Raw genomic sequence first — 18,734 nt, 5'->3', positions numbered from 1 at the left:
CCGACGGCCCAAACCCCAGCAAGTAGAGCGCAGCACACCACGCCCCACGCTCCCATATAGCCCAGCTTTGGGTTGTGAGCAAAATATAATTTATTGATCATAATCAAATTCCGGTAGTTATAGTAGCTACCGGAATTAATATCATACTATCTTATTATCGTCATGTTGTACGTATGTATGAATAAGATTGTGATAAGAATATAGTAAATTGCTCACAACTCTAAACTCAACATTTAGGTTGTGCTTTTGTTATTATAAATTGCTCACAACTTTCAGCCGTATGCTTCCTTCCCCTCACGCGCTCCCAGAGACTCCCTATATGCGGCTAGCGCGGCGGAGGTCCGTGCTTCTAGCTCGCCAGCAGAGGCAATCGTTCCCACCTGGTCAGCTCGGCCAACCGAAACGATTGCTGGGCTGCATCACCCCTCTGGCAGGAGCGTGACTACCTGGCGCGCCGAGAGCGTCGCTCCCGGATACAGTCGGATCGCATGCGTGTGCGCGTGGATCTCCCCAAGTGGATGATCGGTGTGCGGGCGGGCAAACGGCACCCACCGCTCTCCCGCTTCCGCCAGATACGTCACCTCCCACAAAATTGTAAAATGCGCTGTCCATGCACCATCCTCTCGCTTGATTAATCGCATCGTGCTCTTGTTGCCTTTCTTGATCTCACCATGGCTCCGCCGCGGAAACGGGACGCCCGCCAGCAGCAACCAAATACCGTCCGATCGTATCGTACCCGCTTTCCTCTCAGCCGTGCAACATACGTGGCGCTCCCTCGAGCAATCGTCATAACCAGGCCTCAACTACAGTGCAACACGATTGGTCTGCATCCCTCTCACTCCACGTGGCTCACCTAGCAGCGGATCTCTTGCTACCAGCTCCGGCCAGAACCATCTGACGCCGTGAAGTCCATCTCTACCTGGAAGTTGTAAGTATCGGCGGTATTTCCGATCTCCCTGGAGATCTCGTCGATAATGTTTTCGAGCTCGTCGTCATCCTGGTAGATCAGCGTGAGGAGATATTCCGGATCTCTCGCCCCTTTTTCCATGCGATACGGCTGGAGATCCCGCTCAATGAGATCCAGCACTTTCCTCTTCCCACGGATGTACTTGTTATTGCCATAGATGACCAGCCACAACGTGACGGTGAGCGTTTTTGCCCCGCCATGTGGGCAATCAGCACAGGAGCGCCACCGATACTCATCATGGAATAGTTGCCAGAACAGAGCCTGTCCTGCTGCGTCAAGAATTTCTGTCCCGTCATGCATTTTCCCCGGATGAAATTGTTTGTCCTTGATTGTCGCCTGCACACCTGCTCTGGCGACGTTGTGCAACCGTTCAAAGTCGGCCAGTTTCACGGAGCCATCCGGTATATGAATCACAGGAGCTCTGTTCGGTGGGTGTGCCAGCAATACTTGGAGCTGTTTTTCCAGGTTAGCAACGCGTTCTTCCAGTGCTGTCTGTGTCTGGACATGCTGTCCAGGCAGCGACGAGCGATAGGTTTCCAGATCATCCATAGTGATCCTCGCCCGGTTCTTGTGCGGATAGGCTGCTTTCAGCTTACCGTCGCGGATCGCGCGCTGGATCGTTTTCGTGGCCACCCCACATCGTCGAGCAGCCTCGGTGATCGTGATGTACTGCATATGGGCCTCCTTTTCCTCTCACCGTAGCGTTGTCTGGACGCCCTGTCCAGATCGCTAGCCAAAAGAGGTAGGGCATCCACAGGCCGAAACACACAAGCAACGCGACCATCGTCCATGTCGTCAATGAACCTCATCGGTCAACACTCGTGGTACCCCTGCATCAATCGTCACGACTAGGCCACAGCTGCAGCGCATCACGATTGGCCCAGCAATCGTAACACCGAAACCAACCGGATCTCCAGAGCGCTGTGCGAACGATTGCCTGCGTCCGATGGAAACGCCTGAGCGGGACACATGGAGAGGAAAACAGGTGGGCCCAAATACGCAAAAAGAACGTCTGTTCGTTGACTTCTCCTACTATGCCGATATACTTATATATATCAACTCATGTGCCTGTAGCTCGTTTTTATTCATTGTGTGATTGTATGAAGCATCGATACGGAAGACACGGGGCAGGCGCCTGGTTACGGCATTATTTGAAAAAGCGCAAAAACTGGCAACGAGCCCTTCCTGCCATACATGAGGTAGGGCTAGGATCACTGTAAAAATCGATCACAAAGCAATTTGTTATATTTCTTCTATCTCTATTTTTGTGAGAGTGGAGATGGATCTAGCACTGGACCTGCTCGTGGAATGTTCTTGATGGAGGTTCTTGGTATGAATAGAGCAGTGAGACCCGTTCCATTCATACGCAAGAGCCTAATTGTAAATGTGGGAATTCGGTGAGTGGAAAATACGATAATTACGTGAGCGAATATAGTGACTACCTATTCAGAAAGCAAGGTTATTCCCTTGGCTTGTGAGACCATTCGAGAAGCATGGGCAAGGAGTAAGAGAAGCCATCATCACTCGCCGAATTATCCAATTTTCGCTCACCGAATTCCCACATTTACAAATCGTTGGCGGGCAAGAGAAGCAATTTCCGAACTGACTTTCCACCGATTCTGAAGTCGTGCTAGGCGTCGCTGCATTCCGCGCATCCACTCTGGCGAGTGCGTTCCGTCTTGTAATGCCTGAGTAAAGTGGAGAGTTCCGATAAAGGCGATGCCAAAACGAAGTGCATCGAGTAAGAGATCCAATTCAGCAGCAGTGGGTCTTCGCTGTTGGGCATATCCATCCACGACGGCAGCAATACGGTGCACGTCTGGCTGAATATGCCAGGCCAGAGGGTCATGAGGAGGAAGATCGCTATCCAGATGGCATTCGAGCAACAGCCGCCCCAGATCAAGAATAGCAGGCCCCCATCCACTGGTGTCCCAATCAATCAAGATTGCCTGGTCTGTTGAAATTTGCACCGCATTGGCTGCCCAAGCATCGCCGTGAATCACTGTCCGAGGGAGAAAAGGACACTGTGCAAGGCGCTGAAGGGTTTGGGTGAACTCGGAGTGGAGGGACCTCCACTCCGCTGGGAGTCGGGGTTCAACGGAGGCGAGGTGGGCCTGAACTGTGGAAAACGCATACTCTGCATCCCAATAGGATTTTCCTGGAGAAAGCGTGTTGGATGAGAGTTTGCTAGGGCTGAGGGCATGCAAAGATCCCAAGTTTCTCCCCAGCAGTTGCAGTTGTCCCAACGTCGGCTGAAGCACCGCGCCTTGGATAAAGGTCGTGATGATCATACACCACTCTGGCGTTTGGCTCAGCAGTGCTCCAGCACGAGTCCGAAGCACTCGCGGTGCCGGATAGTTCTGCAATTCGAGGCAAAGGAGGGTCGCCGCCCGCGTCCATACCCACTCGGCAGTATCAGGCGTTGCCCAGGGATAAAAAAAGCGAAACCAATCGGGCAGAAGACGATCGCGCTGGTAGGCTCGGGCCACCCAAGTTGTTCCATCTTCGTGCCGAAGGTGATACACCAGACATCCCTCCGAAGCCGAGGATTCAGAAGGCTGATGCTGGGTGATGGCCTCCAGGTCGTCGTATTCTTGAAGCAACGTGGTAAAGAATGTCATCTCATCCATGATTCTGACTGCCTTTCTCTTTTGTGTGCGACGGGACCGGTTTACGGTGCATCAGTGTAAATATGATAATTATGGCTGCTTGTGGTGTCAATCTCTTCCTTTCAGATCGGCGCTCTCGCCTGCTCCTCTCTCTGCTGTGAACCAGAAGAACGGCTGGATCACTCGTAGACGGGTTGCGTTTCCTTGCTCATCCGGTTTTTCAAAATGGACCTCGATATCCTCATCATCAGCTCGGTAAAAGCTTGTCTTGCTCAGAGGCACCAGCGCATATGTGGACCATCCCTTAAGATAGAGTGTCCCCTCTTCCTCTTTTATGTCCACTGTTCCATACACACTGCGGTAGGTTCCGATCACGCTTCTCTTCATCTCTGGGTTGTATGAAACTGGCTGATGAAGAGGTGAGGGAAGGTCGAGCACGAGCTGGCCGATCCGCCGGGCCAGTCTGCTGGCGTCAAAACTCCCTCGATTCGAGAGAATGATGATGGTGACGCCATCTTCAAGGAAGTGCCCAAAAAAGCTGGAGAAGCCTGGGACGCCTCCTGCATGGCAAATAAAGGGGTGGTGACGGTACTGCCCGATTCCCCACCCAAGACCATAGTTCTCTGTCTCTCCAGTTGCCAGTTGGACGGGAGTATACATCCGATTCTGGGTCTGACGGTCGAGCAAACGCTCCTCACGAAGCGCAGCATCCCACAGGAGCAGATCTTCCAAGGTTGATCCTAATCCTCCTGCGGCATGCTTCGCCGCTGCGGTGAGAAAACGGGCGTGTTGATACCCCTGTGCGGTGTGGGTATAGCCGCTCGCACGAAACGGAAGAATAGGCTCCGGACTCAGATAAGATGAATGGGTCATGCCCAACGGCGCGAAGATGAGCTGTCGCATCACCTCTGCATAGCTCATCCCTAACAGTTGCTCCAGGATGCGACCAAGCAGTACATAGCCTGAATTGCTGTAGCTATACTTGGTGCCCGGCACAAAGTCGAAAGGAAGATCTTTGAAAAGGGTAATGACCTCATCAACAGAGTTCTTGGTATGTGCATGCTTGCCCCAAAACTCCGGCTGGGTGACAAAGTTGGGAATACCAGAGGTATGTGTCAGAAGATGCCTGAGTGTCACCGTATGTTGGGAGATCGGGTAATCAGGGAGGTACTGCTGGATCGGATGGTCAAGACGGAGTTTTTCCTGCTTCTCTAGAAGCATGATTGCTGTTGCTGTAAAGGGCTTGGTGAACGATCCAAGGCCAAAGACCGTGTGGGGGGTCACAGGTTGTTCCCATTCCAGGTTGGCCAGCCCGTATCCCTGGCAGTGAACAATGTGGTCCTCTTTGAGAAGAGCGACTGCGACTCCTGGTTCATGTGAGCCAATCTGAGCATGGAGAAGCGCGTCAATCTCAGTGCTGATCATTCGTTCCTCTTTTCCTCTGCGTAATTGTCAACAACAACCTAATCCAATAAAGAGCATACAATCCCCAGAGACGAGACAAGCGCGTTTGAGGATATCACGCAGGTGAGTATAGTGGAAAAGACTGACGCGCACATTGGCCTTTTGCACGGTTTATTTCTAGGCACAATGGTGTATAATATAATCAGAAGCCTTGTTCTCCCATTTCTCCCTCCTTTAACGACAGAGCTGATCAATACTTTTTTTGTTTCTCGACCAGTTCTCTAGTCCCACTTTGGCGGTTTCTCGAATGCAGATTTTGCTAAAGCCTGCTAATAAGCGTGTCGCTCTCGCACTGTCCGCTAAGGAGCTGCTTCTATCACCTAGCCTATAGAGCCGATCAAATTGAAACTCTAGCGTCACTCACGAAGCTTGCGCCTGTTGATGTAGGTATTGAGAGCGAGGTGGTTCTTGTATCCAAGGAGTGTGGCGATCTTGCGCACCGAGAGTCCCAGCTTGAGGAGATCCTTGATCCGCTCCTGATCAGCATCAAACTTGCTTTTTTGAAGAGTGCCTTTTGGCTTGCCGAGCGTTTGGCCCTGCCTCTTTTTTGCTGCGAGAGATTCTTTTGTCCGTAGACTAATGAGATCACGCTCCAATTCCGCAAAAAGCGAAAAGAGGGTAATGATCACTTTCGAATGCATATCGTGCTGAGAAATATCCAGGTTCTGTTTGAGAATGATGACCCGAATGTTCCGGGCAACCAACTCATTGACGAGGGCGATAACTTCGGCCGTACTGCGACCCAATCGTGAAAGCTCGGTGACAATGAGCATATCGGAGCTGGCTAACATGTGAAGGATCTCTTCGATCCGCCGTTGCTTGCTGGTTTTGCGCGAAGATATGGTGATCTCAACAAACTCGTCAATTTTCAGATCTTGTTTCCTGGTCCATTCCAAGATCTCCAATTTCTGATTGTTGAGATCCTGTTTGTCCGTCGAGGTTCTCAGGTAGGCAATGATTTTGCTCATCTTTGGACTGTTTCCTTTTAACCAGTTTGCTCCCACAAGACACATACAACTTGTAGAGGTAATAAAGAGTATAACACGGTCCAGATTATATGTGTGATAACGACCGTTATAGCATAGACAACGCATGACCAATCTCGGCTCCTTGGTGACGTTTCTCCTACTAATGCACCCACTCCATTGCACTCGCCTCGCTTCTCCCTTTAGGATAGATGCATCGGCCCACGCCTCTGTTCGCGGCAGAGGAATCTGTGTGGGCAGGAAGGAATCCTCCATGACCGATATTTCACGAACGGCGTATCTTCGTTTTACCCGTGCCCCTTCGGTGAAGGAACTACGCACCATCTTCACGCCGACACCAACAGATGTCGCCTTCGTGGCGACCCATGCACGTGGACCCGCCCAGAAATTTGCCTTGATGATCTTACTCAAGGTCTATCAACGCTTACAGTATTTCCCTGATCTCCAGACAATCCCCGGAGCCGTCATCAATCATATCCGCTCCGTGATGGAGTATCCACCCGATCTCGTGCCCGATATCGCTTCGGCCACGCTCTATCGGTACTATGCTGCGATTCGGACGCATCTGGAAGTCAAAAGCCAGGGAAAGGAACTGCGCCATAGTGCCGCCCGTGCCATGCACCAGGCCGCTCAGGTGATGGAAAGTCCTGCTGACTTGATCAACGCAGCCACACAGACACTCCTCATAGAACATTACGAGCTTCCTGCGTTCAGCACCTTGGACCGTATGGCTTGGCGCATTCGCCGCCTCGTCAATACAGGCATTTACCAGCGTGTCCTGGCCCGCTCTAGCACCGAGCAGCAACAGACCTTCTCGCGCCTGCTCGAAGGAGATGGAACGTCTCCCTTTACTGTCTTCGACCGCATTAAAGAAGCGCCCAAGAGTGCGACGCTGACGCATCTGGACGAATGGTTAAGTCGTCTGCTCTGGCTACAATCGTTGGGCAATATGCACCCTCTGCTCGAAGGTGTACGCCCTGCAAAAATTACGCACCTGGCACAAGAGGCGGGGAGCTTGTACCCATCAGACCTGCTGGACTTCTCCGAGGCCAAACGCTTCACTCTCTTGGCGTGCCTCATTTTTCAGGCCACTGTCTCCACGCGTGACGAGATTGTTCAGATGTTTCTCAAACGCATCGCACGACTCACCGAGAAGGCCAAGCAAGAACTGGAACGGCTACGAAAAGAGGAACGAGCCATTACTGAACACCTGGTCGAGGTCCTGGCGGACGTGGTACAAGCAAGCGCGGACGCGAAAGATGTGGCAGAACGGGGAAGCCAAGTGAGTGTGATTCTTGAGCGAGCTGGGGGACAGGCATTGCTCCAAGAACAATGTGAGCAGGTCAGTGCTCATCACGGCGACCGCTATCAGCCCTTCCTCAAAAAATTTTATGGCAGTCATCGCAAAGCGCTCTTTCAGGTGATCAAGACGTTGGATCTGCGTTCAACCACTTCAGATCTCACGCTCGTTGAGGCCATGCAGTTCATTCTGGTTCACGAGCAGAGTCCCAAGCAGTACGTAGAAGCAACGTTTGATCTTCCTTTTGCCAGCAAGAAATGGCAACGAACCATTTTGGTCAGACGAAAGGGGAAAACGTGGTTCGCACGCCATCACCTGGAAACCTGTGTTTTTTCGTATCTGGCGGAAGAGCTGAAATCGGGGGATCTGTGTGTGGCAGGTTCAGAACAATTTGCGGACTACCGAGACCAGTTGCTCTCTTGGGAAGAGTGTGAACCCAAAGTCGCAGCCTACTGCCAGCAGTTGAACCTTCCTGCAACGGCAGAAGGCTTTGTCTCCCATCTGCGCACCTGGCTGACGGAAGTGGCCGCCGAAGTGGACCGAACCAGGCCAGAGAACCATTCCCTGCTGATCAATGAGAAGGGAGAACCCTCACTCAGGAAAACGCGTGCGAAAGGACCACCCGATGGACTTGCCCAATTAGAAGAAGCACTCCACGAACAAATTCCAGAGCGGCACTTGCTGGATGTCATTGTTCGTATTGAACAGTTGACCGGCTTTCGTCGCCATCTTGGGCCACTCTCTGGCAATGAGCCAAAAACGGATGATGCCTGGGAACGGCAAGCACTCGCGATCTTCGCCTATGGAACGAACTTGGGACCACAGCAGATGGCACGGCATCTGCGAGGCCATCTCTCCGCCGATCAGATTGCGCATATTGACCGACGACATATGACCACTGAGAAGTTAGATGCGGCGCTGCGCGATGTGATTAATTGCTTCAACCGCTATACCCTCCCACACTACTGGGGCGATGAGAAACGCGCTGCGGCTGATGGAACACAATATGAGCTGGCAGAGGAAAATCTGCTGGCAGAGCAGCACATTCGCTATGGCGGTTTTGGAGGGATTGCCTACCATCATGTGAGCGATATGTATATCATGCTCTTTACCCAATTCATTGCCTGTGGCGTGTGGGAAGCGGTCCATATTCTCGATGGACTCATCCGTAACCAGTCCGATGTTTCGCCGACCACCGTTCATGCCGATACGCAAGGGCAAAACCTTCCTGTTTTTGGACTTTCATACATGTTGGGCATCAAATTATTGCCCCGTATTCGTAATTGGAAGGATCTCAAGTTCTACCGTCCTTCTAAAGAGACGACCTACGAGCATATTGATGCGCTCTTCCGCGACAACGTGATTGACTGGAATCTCCTCGCGACCCACTGGCAAGATCTCCTACGCGTCGCGATCTCGATCCAGGAAGGAAAAGTCTTGCCATCCATGCTCCTGCGCAAGTTGACCACTTCCAGCCACAAAAATCGTCTGTATCAGGCATTTCATGCACTGGGCTGTGTTCATCGGACCGTCTTCTTGCTCACGCTCATCTCTGATGTGAAATTGCGCGAGGTGATTCACCGGGCCACGAATAAAGTGGAGCAATATAACGCACTGGAAGACTGGGTACGGTTCGCTGGAGGCGGAACCATGTATGCACGTGCTTTTGAGGAGCAAGAAAAACTCGTCAAGTATACGGGACTGCTCACCAACTGTATTATTCTGGATAACACGTTAGAAATCAGTGCTGCACTCAATACCTTGGCACGGGAAGGGTGTATCCCGACGATTGATGAACTGGCTGCTCTCTCGCCCTACCAGACCCGCCATATCAAGCGCTTCGGCAATTACGAAATTGATCTCTCGGCAGTCCCTGCTCTCATTGCCGATGATCTGACTTTTCCCCTAGAGGCACCAACAGAACCTGCCCCCATCGAGTCGGTCCAAGAACCGTGAGACATGCGTGCTACGCCTGAAATGAACAGATGTGATCGCGTCAGTGCTACCCTGATCGCGGCCACATCTGAGAGCAATATAACAAATTGCTTTGTGATCGATTTTTACAGTGATCCTAGCCCTACCTCTACATGCGTCTTTTTCGGTAACCCCCATCGCCCTCCCCGGATTTCGAGGAAAGGCGTTTCTCGTTCTTATGCAAGATGATGAATTAGGCCCACAACAACCAACAGATGAAGACCCACCCAAGTTTGACCGCCCAACCTATGAGTCAAGCATTGTCAAGGAGACCTTGGCCCAGTTTCCAAACACGGAGCAGATCCCAGCCATTTCCCAGGATGAGACGACGATTCGAAGAATTGCTCAACGAGATGCAGAACAAGCTCTGAAGTTTGCTCTATATGAGCGTAATCCCAACCACCTTCTGTTACTTGATAAAAAGAAAATAGAGCTCTTGGCAACTCAGCAGGCAAATAATTCCTTGAAAAGCATGCACAATACCGTGCATTTAGACATTGACCAAATCGCACAGGTCTATGAGACTTCTTTTGTTGCGTTTTTCACTGAAGCAGAAAAATGCGAGCCTTTCCTCCCTGGAGAAAAGCTACCCTACTATGAGATGGCGAAAAAAGATGGGGACAGTGGTCTTCACCGCAGAGTGAGTCAAAGCGCAGGAGAAGATAATCGGTATCATCTTCGAGATTTAGCTGTGAGTCGAGTCAAAGATCATCTTGGCATATCTCTCCGGGATGTAGATGGGGAGGAGCTACTATCTTGCCTCTTTACTATTCATAAGTGGGCCGATGTCTACGAGGAAGCTCGTCAAAACCAGAAAAGCTGGGAGGTGTGGCCAAGGTCGGGAAACACCTTTCGCCTTGACATCTAAACCACCAGAGCCGATAGCGCAGGAGGCTCCATCATCGCTGCCGCAGGAAGCATCCCGCTCCATGTTGGTCCCAGATAAACCAGAGCCACCTTCGTCGATCCAGTTCTGGAGAACACTCTCTTTTGTCCTGGTCGCTGTCGTACTGGTGCTGGCAATCCTACTCGGGCTGGCTCACTGGTATCACTGGTAAATAAAAAACAAAAATGTGGGATTAAAAAAACATCCACATTTTTGTTTTTTATTTTTCGGCCCAGAACTACGTATCCGACCGCTTCTCCTTCGAATGGCGGCGCGCCAGTTGCTCGATCTGCTGCTGCAAGCGCTCCAACATACGCTGCTGCCCTTGCTCTAGCTCGCTCAATCGTTCTTCGAGGCGTTCCAGTCCCTGTCGTTGCTCAGCCTGCTCACTGCTGAGGTGTTGCAGCAGCTGCTCCTCCTCACGCTGTTGGCGCGCAACCCCCTGCTCGAGGTGCGTCAACCGATGGTCCATAGCTTGTTGCTGCTGATCGACGGCTGTACGCATCTGCTCCAGGTGCTCTTCCAAGACACGCAGGGACCGCTGCTCGGTCGCCTGGATGGCTTGCTGAAGCTCGTGATGGGACTGCTGACGCGCACGGTCCTGCTCACTCACAATCGTGGCAAGCTCCTGGCGGAGCGCCGCCCGATCCTGCTGCTGCGTCAGCTCCAGCTCGTGCAGTGCTGTCTCCAGACGCTTCGCGTCACTGGCTAGTTGGTGGATCTCGTGCTGCTGCGCATCTACCCGCTGATCCAGGCGCTGGATCTCCGCTTGCCCACGCTCATCGGCGCGGTCAAGCCGCCGCTGCCAAGTCGTGTTCAAGGCGTCCACAGCCTGCTCCTGCTGCTCTTGTTGGTCAGCCACCTTCTCTTCCAGCGCCGTCACAGCCTCTTGGATCTCAGCACGAGCCTGCTCCTGCTGGCGCTGCTGTTTGGCCAGTTGCGCTTCGAGCGCTGTGAATGTCTCGTGGATTTCGGTGCGGGTCTGCTCCTGCTTCTGGTGCCAGCGCTGGGTCAGATCTTGGAGCTCCTGATGTTGCCGGAGCCCCAAACCCTCCAGTTGTTCGTGGAATGTCTTCCCCTGCTCTTCTATCTCCTGCTGAAGACGGGCCGCCTCAGCGAGGAGCAGCTGGTGATCCGTGCGGATCTGCTGCATCTCACCAGGGATACTGGTCAGGTAGATCTGACCGGCCTCGCTGGTGATCGCCGCAGTCTGGTCGAGAATGGGCGTCAGTTTGGCCAGATCACTGGCGCGCACCTGACGCGTGCGCTTATTGATCCCGAGCTGAAGCGGGCGCACCGGGAGCTTCCCTTGCTGGACCCAATCGCGAATGCTCTTGTCCTGGCGCTTCGTGATCCTGGCTGCATCGGTCAGAGTCAACCAGTAATCTCCCGCCGGATACTCCTCCACTGAGGCCAGGGCTTCCACATAGCGCACCTTCTCCTCAGCTGCAGCGCGCTGCTCATTGCTCATATTGCTTCCTCATGACTTGCGTATTAATCGTCATGGCTCGCGGTGGCCACCTGGTCATCACGATTGCCACCACATTCAGCCTATTAGGCCCGCCGGAGAAATTTACAACGCGAAGCCCTCAAAATTCCGCTAAGGTTTCTCGTACAAATATGACTACGACCGCGCTAAAATAGCCTCGATCTTCTCCTTGATCTTCTCGAGCTCTTCTCGCTCGGACTGGCTTGGTACACGATCTCCGAGCACTTTTTCATAGCGCTGAAAACTCTTGAAGACAGAAACAGCCTTTTCTTTCCCTTTCGCTGACTCCACCGAGACAGGTTCTCTCTTCCCGCTCTTCTCATTCTGGAGAATCTGTTCCACGAGGTGTTTGACCTGATCGGTCGAAATCTCTCCGTCGAGGAACTTTTGGATGATCGGAGCGCGTAATGCTACTGCCCTCTCGCCCCCCAGCTCATCAAGTTGCCGGAGATAATAAAAACAGCGCTGGCCTCGCGATGGGTCTACCTTGAGCATATCCTGAATATCGGGGGCCGATTCTGCAGCGAGCATACACAGGGAGACATGAGAACGGCTCACCTTTAATTCGCCCGCAATACGTTCCTGGCTCCAGCCCTCATCCTCTTGCAACTGCCGAAACGTCAGTCCCTCCTCCATCAACGTCAGCGGCTGTCTTCCATTGTTCTCAAAATAGGTACCCTTTGCCAGTTGCAGGCGATCATAGTCCTTGATCACCGCCTGGACTTCCATAATGCCTAGTTCTTTCGCCGCCTGAAGACGGATGTGTCCGCCCATCATGAGGTTGTAAAAGTGCCCATCATCTGGATCCTGGCACAAGACAGCCGTGAACTGGAAGCCGAGATCTCGTATCTGGCCTTTGAGTTGCTCATATGTTTGGGCATCGAGATGTTCTCGCTTCTGATAGCGACCTGGTCGGATGCGCTCTATAGGGACGAGAGTGAGCCGGCGTATGGCCGGCTGCGCCACACCCGCGCTCTCCCGGCTCCCGTGGATGCCGTACTCTTGCAAGGTGACCGACGGGTCCTGCACCGCTGTCTTAGCTCTACGAGCCTTGTAAGGATTTTGGGGGTTCTGCGTCATTCTGCCACCTCCTCATATGCCTGCTGCTCGTGCATGGCCTGGTTCAGCGCGTCAGTACACTTGTCGCAGAACTTCAAACCGGCTACCTCTCCTTCATAGCCTAACAGCTGAAGCGTAATAGCGCAGAGCTCACGAATGGCCCGATCCGAGGAGACCGCTGGATGCTCGAGGCTCGCAATATGCTGATTCAGGCATTCACCAAAAACCTTGCTCCAGTGCACGGGCTGATACACCACTTCCTCCGCATCGCGATAGAGCGCTTTAAGATAGACGAGGGGCGTCGGATTGTTCGACGTGTGTAGCACCTTATTGGGCAGAATGCCTAGAATAGGAGGCTGCTGGTCCGGGCGCCGCTGATAGCGTTTCTGCAGATCCTCTTTCAACTGGTGGTACGATTGCCAGTCAAGCTCGGTCGGCTCAAAGGGAACCAGAATTCCATCAATGGCATCCCACAGAGCAAACGTGATATCGTCCTCTGTGCTAGCATCAGCATCAACAATCACATAATCGATGCTTTGGGGCGGAGCCACAAATTCTTCGTCGGTGGTGGGTTCAAGATGGAAAATACCAAGATTGACCTTGTCATTGTTCCACCACGAGAACCGTTGCTCGAATGAGAGGGGCAGAGTGAGAGCTGCACGCAAATCCTCGATCATATCTTTGATCAAGTAGGGATAACGCTCTTTTCGGATAAAATCATTGATATCTTCATGATCCCGGCTCCCAGCAATAAGCCAGAGGCGTTTGCGCACCTGCCTGGCCGCGCTCTTGAATGGTACGCCATTGATGATACACTCCTTTAACGTCGTGTCGAAGTGGCGTTGCCGGTTTTCAAGAATATCATCATTCGCCTGTTCCGACCCATCTATCAGCAATACCGAGCAACCTAATGCCGCCAGGGCCTGAGCAAATTCACGCGCATAGAGTGATTTACCCACGCCACCTTTTTTCGACTTGATTTGTATCACACGCATATATGAGTCCTTTCTTCCCATTCAGGGAGGGGCTAATGTGCATTGTTTGACTTCGCGAAGTCAAACAATGCAGTTTCCAGGGCATGGCTTTACAATATCGCAATTTTCCCTATGTCTTCTATCGCTCATTTGAGGGATTGAATTACCATCTGTGGAAAATACCCCACGTCTATATGATGTCCTTTAATATGGATACTGCTTTTTTTGACTTCGCGAAGTCAAAAAAGTAACATTCCATAGCTCTTATTCTACCGTTTCAAAAACCTATCTGGCAATGCCTTTCTTCCTCTCCACGATCTACAGCACACTCGATAGCAGATACATTTCTCTTTACTTGCCACAATCAGCATTTTCTGAAGCGATAACTATATAAATGCAGGCGATCTTCCTCCCAATACAACGATTAGTCTGGCTCATGATCAGGCTCGGCACAGTGATGTTGACACTGTGCCGGCAGCGGGATATCCTGCTCTACTCCTGCCTGGATCATCATCATGCTTGGTACGGCCCGCACCGCCACCTTAATCTGTGCACTGCGCTTGCTGGACCAGTGCCAGGATGGTACGCACACCACACAATAACACTGGCCGTTATCGGCACGATAACTGATGGGAGAGCTACATTCAGGGCAAGGCTCGGTCTGGATGGCTACTACCGGCTCCATCAGGGGCTTGAGTACCTTTGTCGCCAGGACGAGCTCATCCTGGTACCGCTGCCACGTTTCTTGGTCAACCATGACCTGCCAGATGCATTCGCGCAACGTATTCGTAAGCTTCTCATCATGCTGCTCGATTTTGGCCTGCTCCTCTGGATCAATCTGGATATCGTAATCTGGAGCAATCTCTAGCAACTGTTCTGCAGTCATCTGCTCCAGATCTAATTGTGTTTCTTGCATAACGTCCTCATGGGAGGGGGCAGTGGCTTCCCCACATTCCTCATGTTTGTCTTCAACGAGTTCCTCTTGTGGCTCCGTAGAAGCAAACACGGCCTGTGGCAACGCTTTTTCTAACGCCTTCCAGAAAGCCGGCATCCAGGTGGGACTCCCATCGGCTGCATTGCGTTTTCTGATCTCTTCGGGAGGGATCGCATAGACCTTCACCAACGCCATGAGCATCGCCCGGCGTATGGCCTCCACATCGAAGACTCCATGCGTTTTGAAGAACCTCACCAGAGCGTTGCGGAGATAGGCCTCGGTCGCCTGGTCATTGGTCCAGAGCTTCAGTGCCGGCACCACCTGTTCCACAAATCGCTGGGGGCTGCGCGCCGACGCCTGCTGAATGTGCTCGCGCCAGGCGCTCGGCAGCTCGCGGCGTGGGGCTTTTTCTACTTCAACAAGTTTTTCAGTCTGTACAGGCATTGACGCGACCGCCGCGGGCATTTCTGTTTCTTGTTTCGATGTTTCGGATGTTGGGGTAGAGGAACTTTGTTCGCCTGCTGTATTCGTCACCCCATCGTTTCGGGAGAGATTCTGTTTGCTATTGGTGCTTCCTATAGCCTTTGCGCCAGCAGCCCCAACATTTTTAAGGTCGGTCGAGCTTGCGAGACCGTTCGTATATTTATCTTGATAATTATTGATTGAGATTTCGTTTTCGTTATATACGGCAAAAGTATTGGAAAAAGTATTGGAAAAGTTTTTCCGCTCTACTGTATCACGGGCAATAGCCGCGTCTAGCTGGTTTTTAATGCAGTCAGCCCGGCGGCTGGGCTGGGGCTTGCGACCGGGCTTCTGATTGCAGAGGACACGGCGATAGCAATCAAAGTGCTCGGCCAGCCACAGGGCCAGCTCCTTGTTTTGCCGGATGGCTGCGGCATTCTCGTAACGTGGGGGGATATAGGCCGGCGAGCGCATCCACTGATAAAATGCATAGGCCCGCTCATATAACGGGCTGAAATCTTTGATATGCCGGACCTGTAGATAGGTGGAGCCGTCTGGCCGCACGACCTCCACGATCTTTTCGCAAAAAATCACGAGCCCCTGCTCCCGGATCTGCTGCCAACGCCAGCGGATCGAACGCTCAACCAGACTCAGCTTGATGGACATGTCTTTGTAGAGGCGGTCCAACCCCACATAGCAGTCATTGCCAGCGCGTTGATAGCTGACATAGCTGCGCCAAGTCTGAAAGCTCGCCACCGACAGAATCTGCTCGACGATCTTATAGAGCAGATTGCGCCCCTGCTTCCCCTCGAACTCAGGATAGCCAAACTTGTATGGCTCTGCCTCATCCTCACGAGGCTTCTCGTCGCCGGACTGCTGGTGTTTGACCCCATCAGCATCTTCCACCTCATCCTCATCGCCCAGCTCATCAGCGGAGTCGCCCTCATCCTCGCCGCTTTCATGCTTCGCCTCTAAGACTATAGGAATAACAACAGGCAACGCAAAACGACGCTCTGCTCCGTCAAGCAATTGTGTGCTTTTTTGGGAAACATTCTCCCCAATTTCACAGATACTTGTCCCAATTTGGGGCATAACATCTTGCCTTTTTTTGGATATGTTTGGTATACTCTTCATAGGTAGTTTATGACAACTGAATATGGATCCAACGAAAATAGGCGACCCTCAAGACGGCCAAATCTATCGGGGTTGCTTTTTTTCGTCCTGGTTCCAGTACCCAGTTGCCCCTTTCTTTCCCAAATACAAATTTTTACAACATACGACACGACCCATCTCACCACACATGCTAAATCTACTATAACGCGTCTCCCAAGGCTCGTCAAGCGTCTATAAGGCTCATCATTCACATCTGGTACTGTTGGGCCTCGTTGCCCTTCTAAACGCATTGTCATGCATTCCACATGCATTTCATGAATTTCAGCAATCGTGAGCAATGGCCGCTGATCGCCTCGTAACGATTGCTCATTCCCCCTCGTCAGGAAAGAACGCTGCCGGGCAAATCGTGTCACCTCCAGCTGCGCCGGCTCCAGTGACGGTTGCCATGAACAATAATTGCTGCACGCCATCATTGCCATTGATTAGAAAGGGACCCACCAATCGTCACGCTTGGCCGTGGTGACCAGGTGGGAACGATTGCACATCTCTGCATCGCATAGGTGGCAATCGTTACTTTTCACGAGCGGCGCCTGGCGGTCACGATTACCGGGCGCCGCGCCGCTGCTCCAGCGGGGCAATGTACATGTCATAAATAGCCCGCAGATGAGCACGGCTCGCTTTCTGAGCAAATCCCTGCCAGGAGGCATGACCACCCAGGACTACAAACTCCGCCTGGCCTTCATATTCGACAATGATGGAATGATAGTCAGGATCTCCCAGCTCCATCATCGCCTGCGCCAAGTCGGCTCGCTCGTCCTCGTTCTGGTGTTGGCTAGGAGCGGCTGCGCTGATTCGATTGATCTCCGTACGCAGCGTCGCTGCAATGGCCTCCACCGTCAGCGAGTTGTAGCCGATGCGTTCCATCCCTCGTAAGAATTCGATGGTCTGCGGCAACAGATCCTCGCCATACAGCTGGCGCAGCTGCTGCCGTCTCTGTTCCTCAGCCTCCAGGCTCTGACGCTCCTGCTCCAGGCGCTCTGCTTCTGCTGCTCGCAGGCGGAAGGCGTTGGACTTGCAGGCATCGGAGCAATACTTGCGCCGGCGATGGCCGGGGACGATCGTGATCGGCATTCCACAGCCAGGGTTCTCGCACACAGGAACGGAATCTTCGGGCTCCTGCCCTTCAGCAATCGTTTCACCACGATGCGCCGGATCTCCGGGGCGCTGCGCGAACGATTGCATGGCCTCCTGCTCACTCATCTGCGCCCCTCCGCCTGTACAACGACCCTTGATGGGGTGTCGCATTCCACAACGAGTTGTGTTTGCATGCTATACTCTCCTCGAGGGCGCTAGCTTGCTTCGCTATCTGACGCCCCCAACGTAGTGGCTCTCTCGGCGAAAGAGAGCCATTCCCTCTCTACTGCTGTTGTTCTGGACGATCGTATTTGCCTGCGTCAATGTCTTGATTGACTTGGTGCAGAATATCCGGGTACAGCACATTGAAGACAATATCTTCGATCATACCTGCCGTTGGCGTGATCCCGGCTGCTTTCAGGCGCTGAGTCGCAATCTCAATCGCGCGATCAGCTTCCTGCTCCGCCCGTTTCGTGATGGCACTCATCTGTTGCGGATGTAATTCGTCTGCCATCGTTTTCCTCGCTTTCTGTTAGTGTTGGGCTGCGATGAGCACATAGCCACACGTCAATTCTGAGACCACATCCAGCCCGAAAGGCCGCAGTTTGCCACGCATGCGTGACAGATGACACCGTACAGGCTTCAATACCTCTTTGATATCACCCTGATCCAGTGCCCGATTCATGACCCATTGGCACTGATCCAACGGTTCACCAGACTGGCAGGCCAGCAGGTCAGCATAAGGGCAATAATCAGGATAGGATTGGAGCAATAAATGCAGCAGAGCATACTCCACGTCGGTAAAGCTTTGCTGCTCTGTAATGCAGACAAACCCGTCACAGTTGGGGCAGAGCAACGTCATCGTCCGTATGTGGTCATCACAGGTGAGCAGGCACGATGCCGGCAACACATCGTGCACCTGGTAGTTGCGGTAGCGACGATGATCCTGAATCAGAGGCACAGGAGCCACTGCATTCATAGGATGAATTCCTCCTTCTACACTTCGTTCGGTGTCGAGGCTGACACCCCATGGTGCCAGGGACACCGTTCAACTTCTTTTGTTCACCGGAACCGATCAGAGACCCATCGGCCCGCGCCTAGTTCTCACCTGATGACCAAGCAAGAACCGGGAGCCGAACGACAATCCCATGTCATCTGGGTCAAAATAGGTGCTCTTCGGCATCTCCTAGTTCATCGTCAGAAGAATACGAAGCAGCCTGGCCAATGGTATCATCATGGCTACTCACCGCCATAACGCCCTGAGTCATGCCAGCCACGATGGCGGCCTGGGCCTTGAGTCGGGCAGGTGCATCATAGCTGTGCAAAGAATGCCCCATGCGTGCAGCCACCTTTTCCAGCGAGAGATAATACTCCTTGGTATAG

Annotated in this window: 16 protein-coding genes; 3 read left to right on the top strand and 13 right to left on the bottom strand. The window is 52.7% G+C overall.

Annotated elements, in window-relative coordinates:
• Nucleotides 1-419: 419 nt before the first annotated feature.
• The 5 genes from AABA21_RS38850 to AABA21_RS38830 form a co-directional block, all read right to left on the bottom strand.
• Nucleotides 420-641, bottom strand: coding sequence for a transcriptional regulator (locus tag AABA21_RS38850; protein ID WP_338258563.1), 222 nt, complete (start codon nucleotides 639-641; stop codon nucleotides 420-422).
• Nucleotides 642-871: 230 nt separating this feature from the next.
• Nucleotides 872-1,642 carry a helix-turn-helix domain-containing protein gene (locus AABA21_RS38845; protein WP_338258561.1) on the bottom strand — a complete coding sequence of 257 codons (771 nt, stop codon included), beginning with the start codon at nucleotides 1,640-1,642 and terminating at the stop codon, nucleotides 872-874.
• An 872-nt stretch (nucleotides 1,643-2,514) separates the two neighbouring features.
• Nucleotides 2,515-3,597 carry a phosphotransferase gene (locus AABA21_RS38840; protein ID WP_338258560.1) on the bottom strand — a complete coding sequence of 361 codons (1,083 nt, stop codon included), beginning with the start codon at nucleotides 3,595-3,597 and terminating at the stop codon, nucleotides 2,515-2,517.
• Between the two features lie 87 nt (nucleotides 3,598-3,684).
• Nucleotides 3,685-5,001, bottom strand: a complete 1,317-nt coding sequence (locus tag AABA21_RS38835; protein ID WP_338258558.1) for a serine hydrolase domain-containing protein — start codon at nucleotides 4,999-5,001, stop codon at nucleotides 3,685-3,687.
• Nucleotides 5,002-5,396: 395 nt separating this feature from the next.
• Nucleotides 5,397-6,008 carry a recombinase family protein gene (locus AABA21_RS38830; RefSeq protein WP_338258556.1) on the bottom strand — a complete coding sequence of 204 codons (612 nt, stop codon included), beginning with the start codon at nucleotides 6,006-6,008 and terminating at the stop codon, nucleotides 5,397-5,399.
• A 271-nt stretch (nucleotides 6,009-6,279) separates the two neighbouring features.
• On the opposite strand from AABA21_RS38830, the gene AABA21_RS38825 reads away from it, so the two are divergent.
• The 3 genes from AABA21_RS38825 (at nucleotide 6,280) to AABA21_RS38815 (ending at nucleotide 10,358) form a co-directional block, all read left to right on the top strand.
• Nucleotides 6,280-9,282 (top strand): Tn3 family transposase, encoded by a 3,003-nt coding sequence (locus AABA21_RS38825; RefSeq protein ID WP_338258554.1) that lies wholly within the window; start codon nucleotides 6,280-6,282, stop codon nucleotides 9,280-9,282.
• A 196-nt stretch (nucleotides 9,283-9,478) separates the two neighbouring features.
• Nucleotides 9,479-10,168 (top strand): hypothetical protein, encoded by a 690-nt coding sequence (locus tag AABA21_RS38820; protein ID WP_338258553.1) that lies wholly within the window; start codon nucleotides 9,479-9,481, stop codon nucleotides 10,166-10,168.
• Entirely contained in the window at nucleotides 10,158-10,358 is a 201-nt protein-coding gene (locus AABA21_RS38815) for a hypothetical protein (protein WP_338258552.1), read from the top strand. Before AABA21_RS38820 ends, AABA21_RS38815 begins: the two co-directional genes overlap by 11 nt.
• 66 nt (nucleotides 10,359-10,424) lie before the next feature.
• Here AABA21_RS38815 and AABA21_RS38810 read toward each other — a convergent pair whose 3' ends face one another.
• The 8 genes from AABA21_RS38810 to AABA21_RS38775 all read right to left on the bottom strand — a co-directional run.
• Complete coding sequence (locus AABA21_RS38810) at nucleotides 10,425-11,657, bottom strand: coiled-coil domain-containing protein (RefSeq protein WP_338258550.1); 1,233 nt, start codon at nucleotides 11,655-11,657, stop codon at nucleotides 10,425-10,427.
• Nucleotides 11,658-11,810: 153 nt separating this feature from the next.
• Complete coding sequence (locus tag AABA21_RS38805) at nucleotides 11,811-12,755, bottom strand: ParB/RepB/Spo0J family partition protein (protein WP_338258548.1); 945 nt, start codon at nucleotides 12,753-12,755, stop codon at nucleotides 11,811-11,813.
• Complete coding sequence (locus tag AABA21_RS38800; protein WP_338258547.1) at nucleotides 12,752-13,729, bottom strand: ParA family protein; 978 nt, start codon at nucleotides 13,727-13,729, stop codon at nucleotides 12,752-12,754. Before AABA21_RS38800 ends, AABA21_RS38805 begins: the two co-directional genes overlap by 4 nt.
• 403 nt (nucleotides 13,730-14,132) lie before the next feature.
• The gene (locus tag AABA21_RS38795; protein ID WP_338258546.1) at nucleotides 14,133-16,133 is read right to left on the bottom strand and encodes a hypothetical protein; all 2,001 of its coding nucleotides are present in this window, start codon (nucleotides 16,131-16,133) and stop codon (nucleotides 14,133-14,135) included.
• 687 nt (nucleotides 16,134-16,820) lie between these two features.
• Nucleotides 16,821-17,477 (bottom strand): hypothetical protein, encoded by a 657-nt coding sequence (locus AABA21_RS38790; RefSeq protein ID WP_338258545.1) that lies wholly within the window; start codon nucleotides 17,475-17,477, stop codon nucleotides 16,821-16,823.
• A gap of 157 nt (nucleotides 17,478-17,634) precedes the next feature.
• The gene (locus tag AABA21_RS38785; protein ID WP_338258544.1) at nucleotides 17,635-17,865 is read right to left on the bottom strand and encodes a hypothetical protein; all 231 of its coding nucleotides are present in this window, start codon (nucleotides 17,863-17,865) and stop codon (nucleotides 17,635-17,637) included.
• Nucleotides 17,866-17,883: 18 nt separating this feature from the next.
• Nucleotides 17,884-18,330 (bottom strand): hypothetical protein, encoded by a 447-nt coding sequence (locus AABA21_RS38780; protein WP_338258543.1) that lies wholly within the window; start codon nucleotides 18,328-18,330, stop codon nucleotides 17,884-17,886.
• A 181-nt stretch (nucleotides 18,331-18,511) separates the two neighbouring features.
• Nucleotides 18,512-18,734 (bottom strand): hypothetical protein (locus AABA21_RS38775; protein ID WP_338258542.1); only part of this gene is annotated, 223 nt, incomplete at its 5' end.

Source organism: Dictyobacter halimunensis (genome assembly GCF_036245075.1).
Note: the sequence above shows the minus strand (reverse complement) of the source record. Positions and strands in the feature narration are given on the sequence as shown.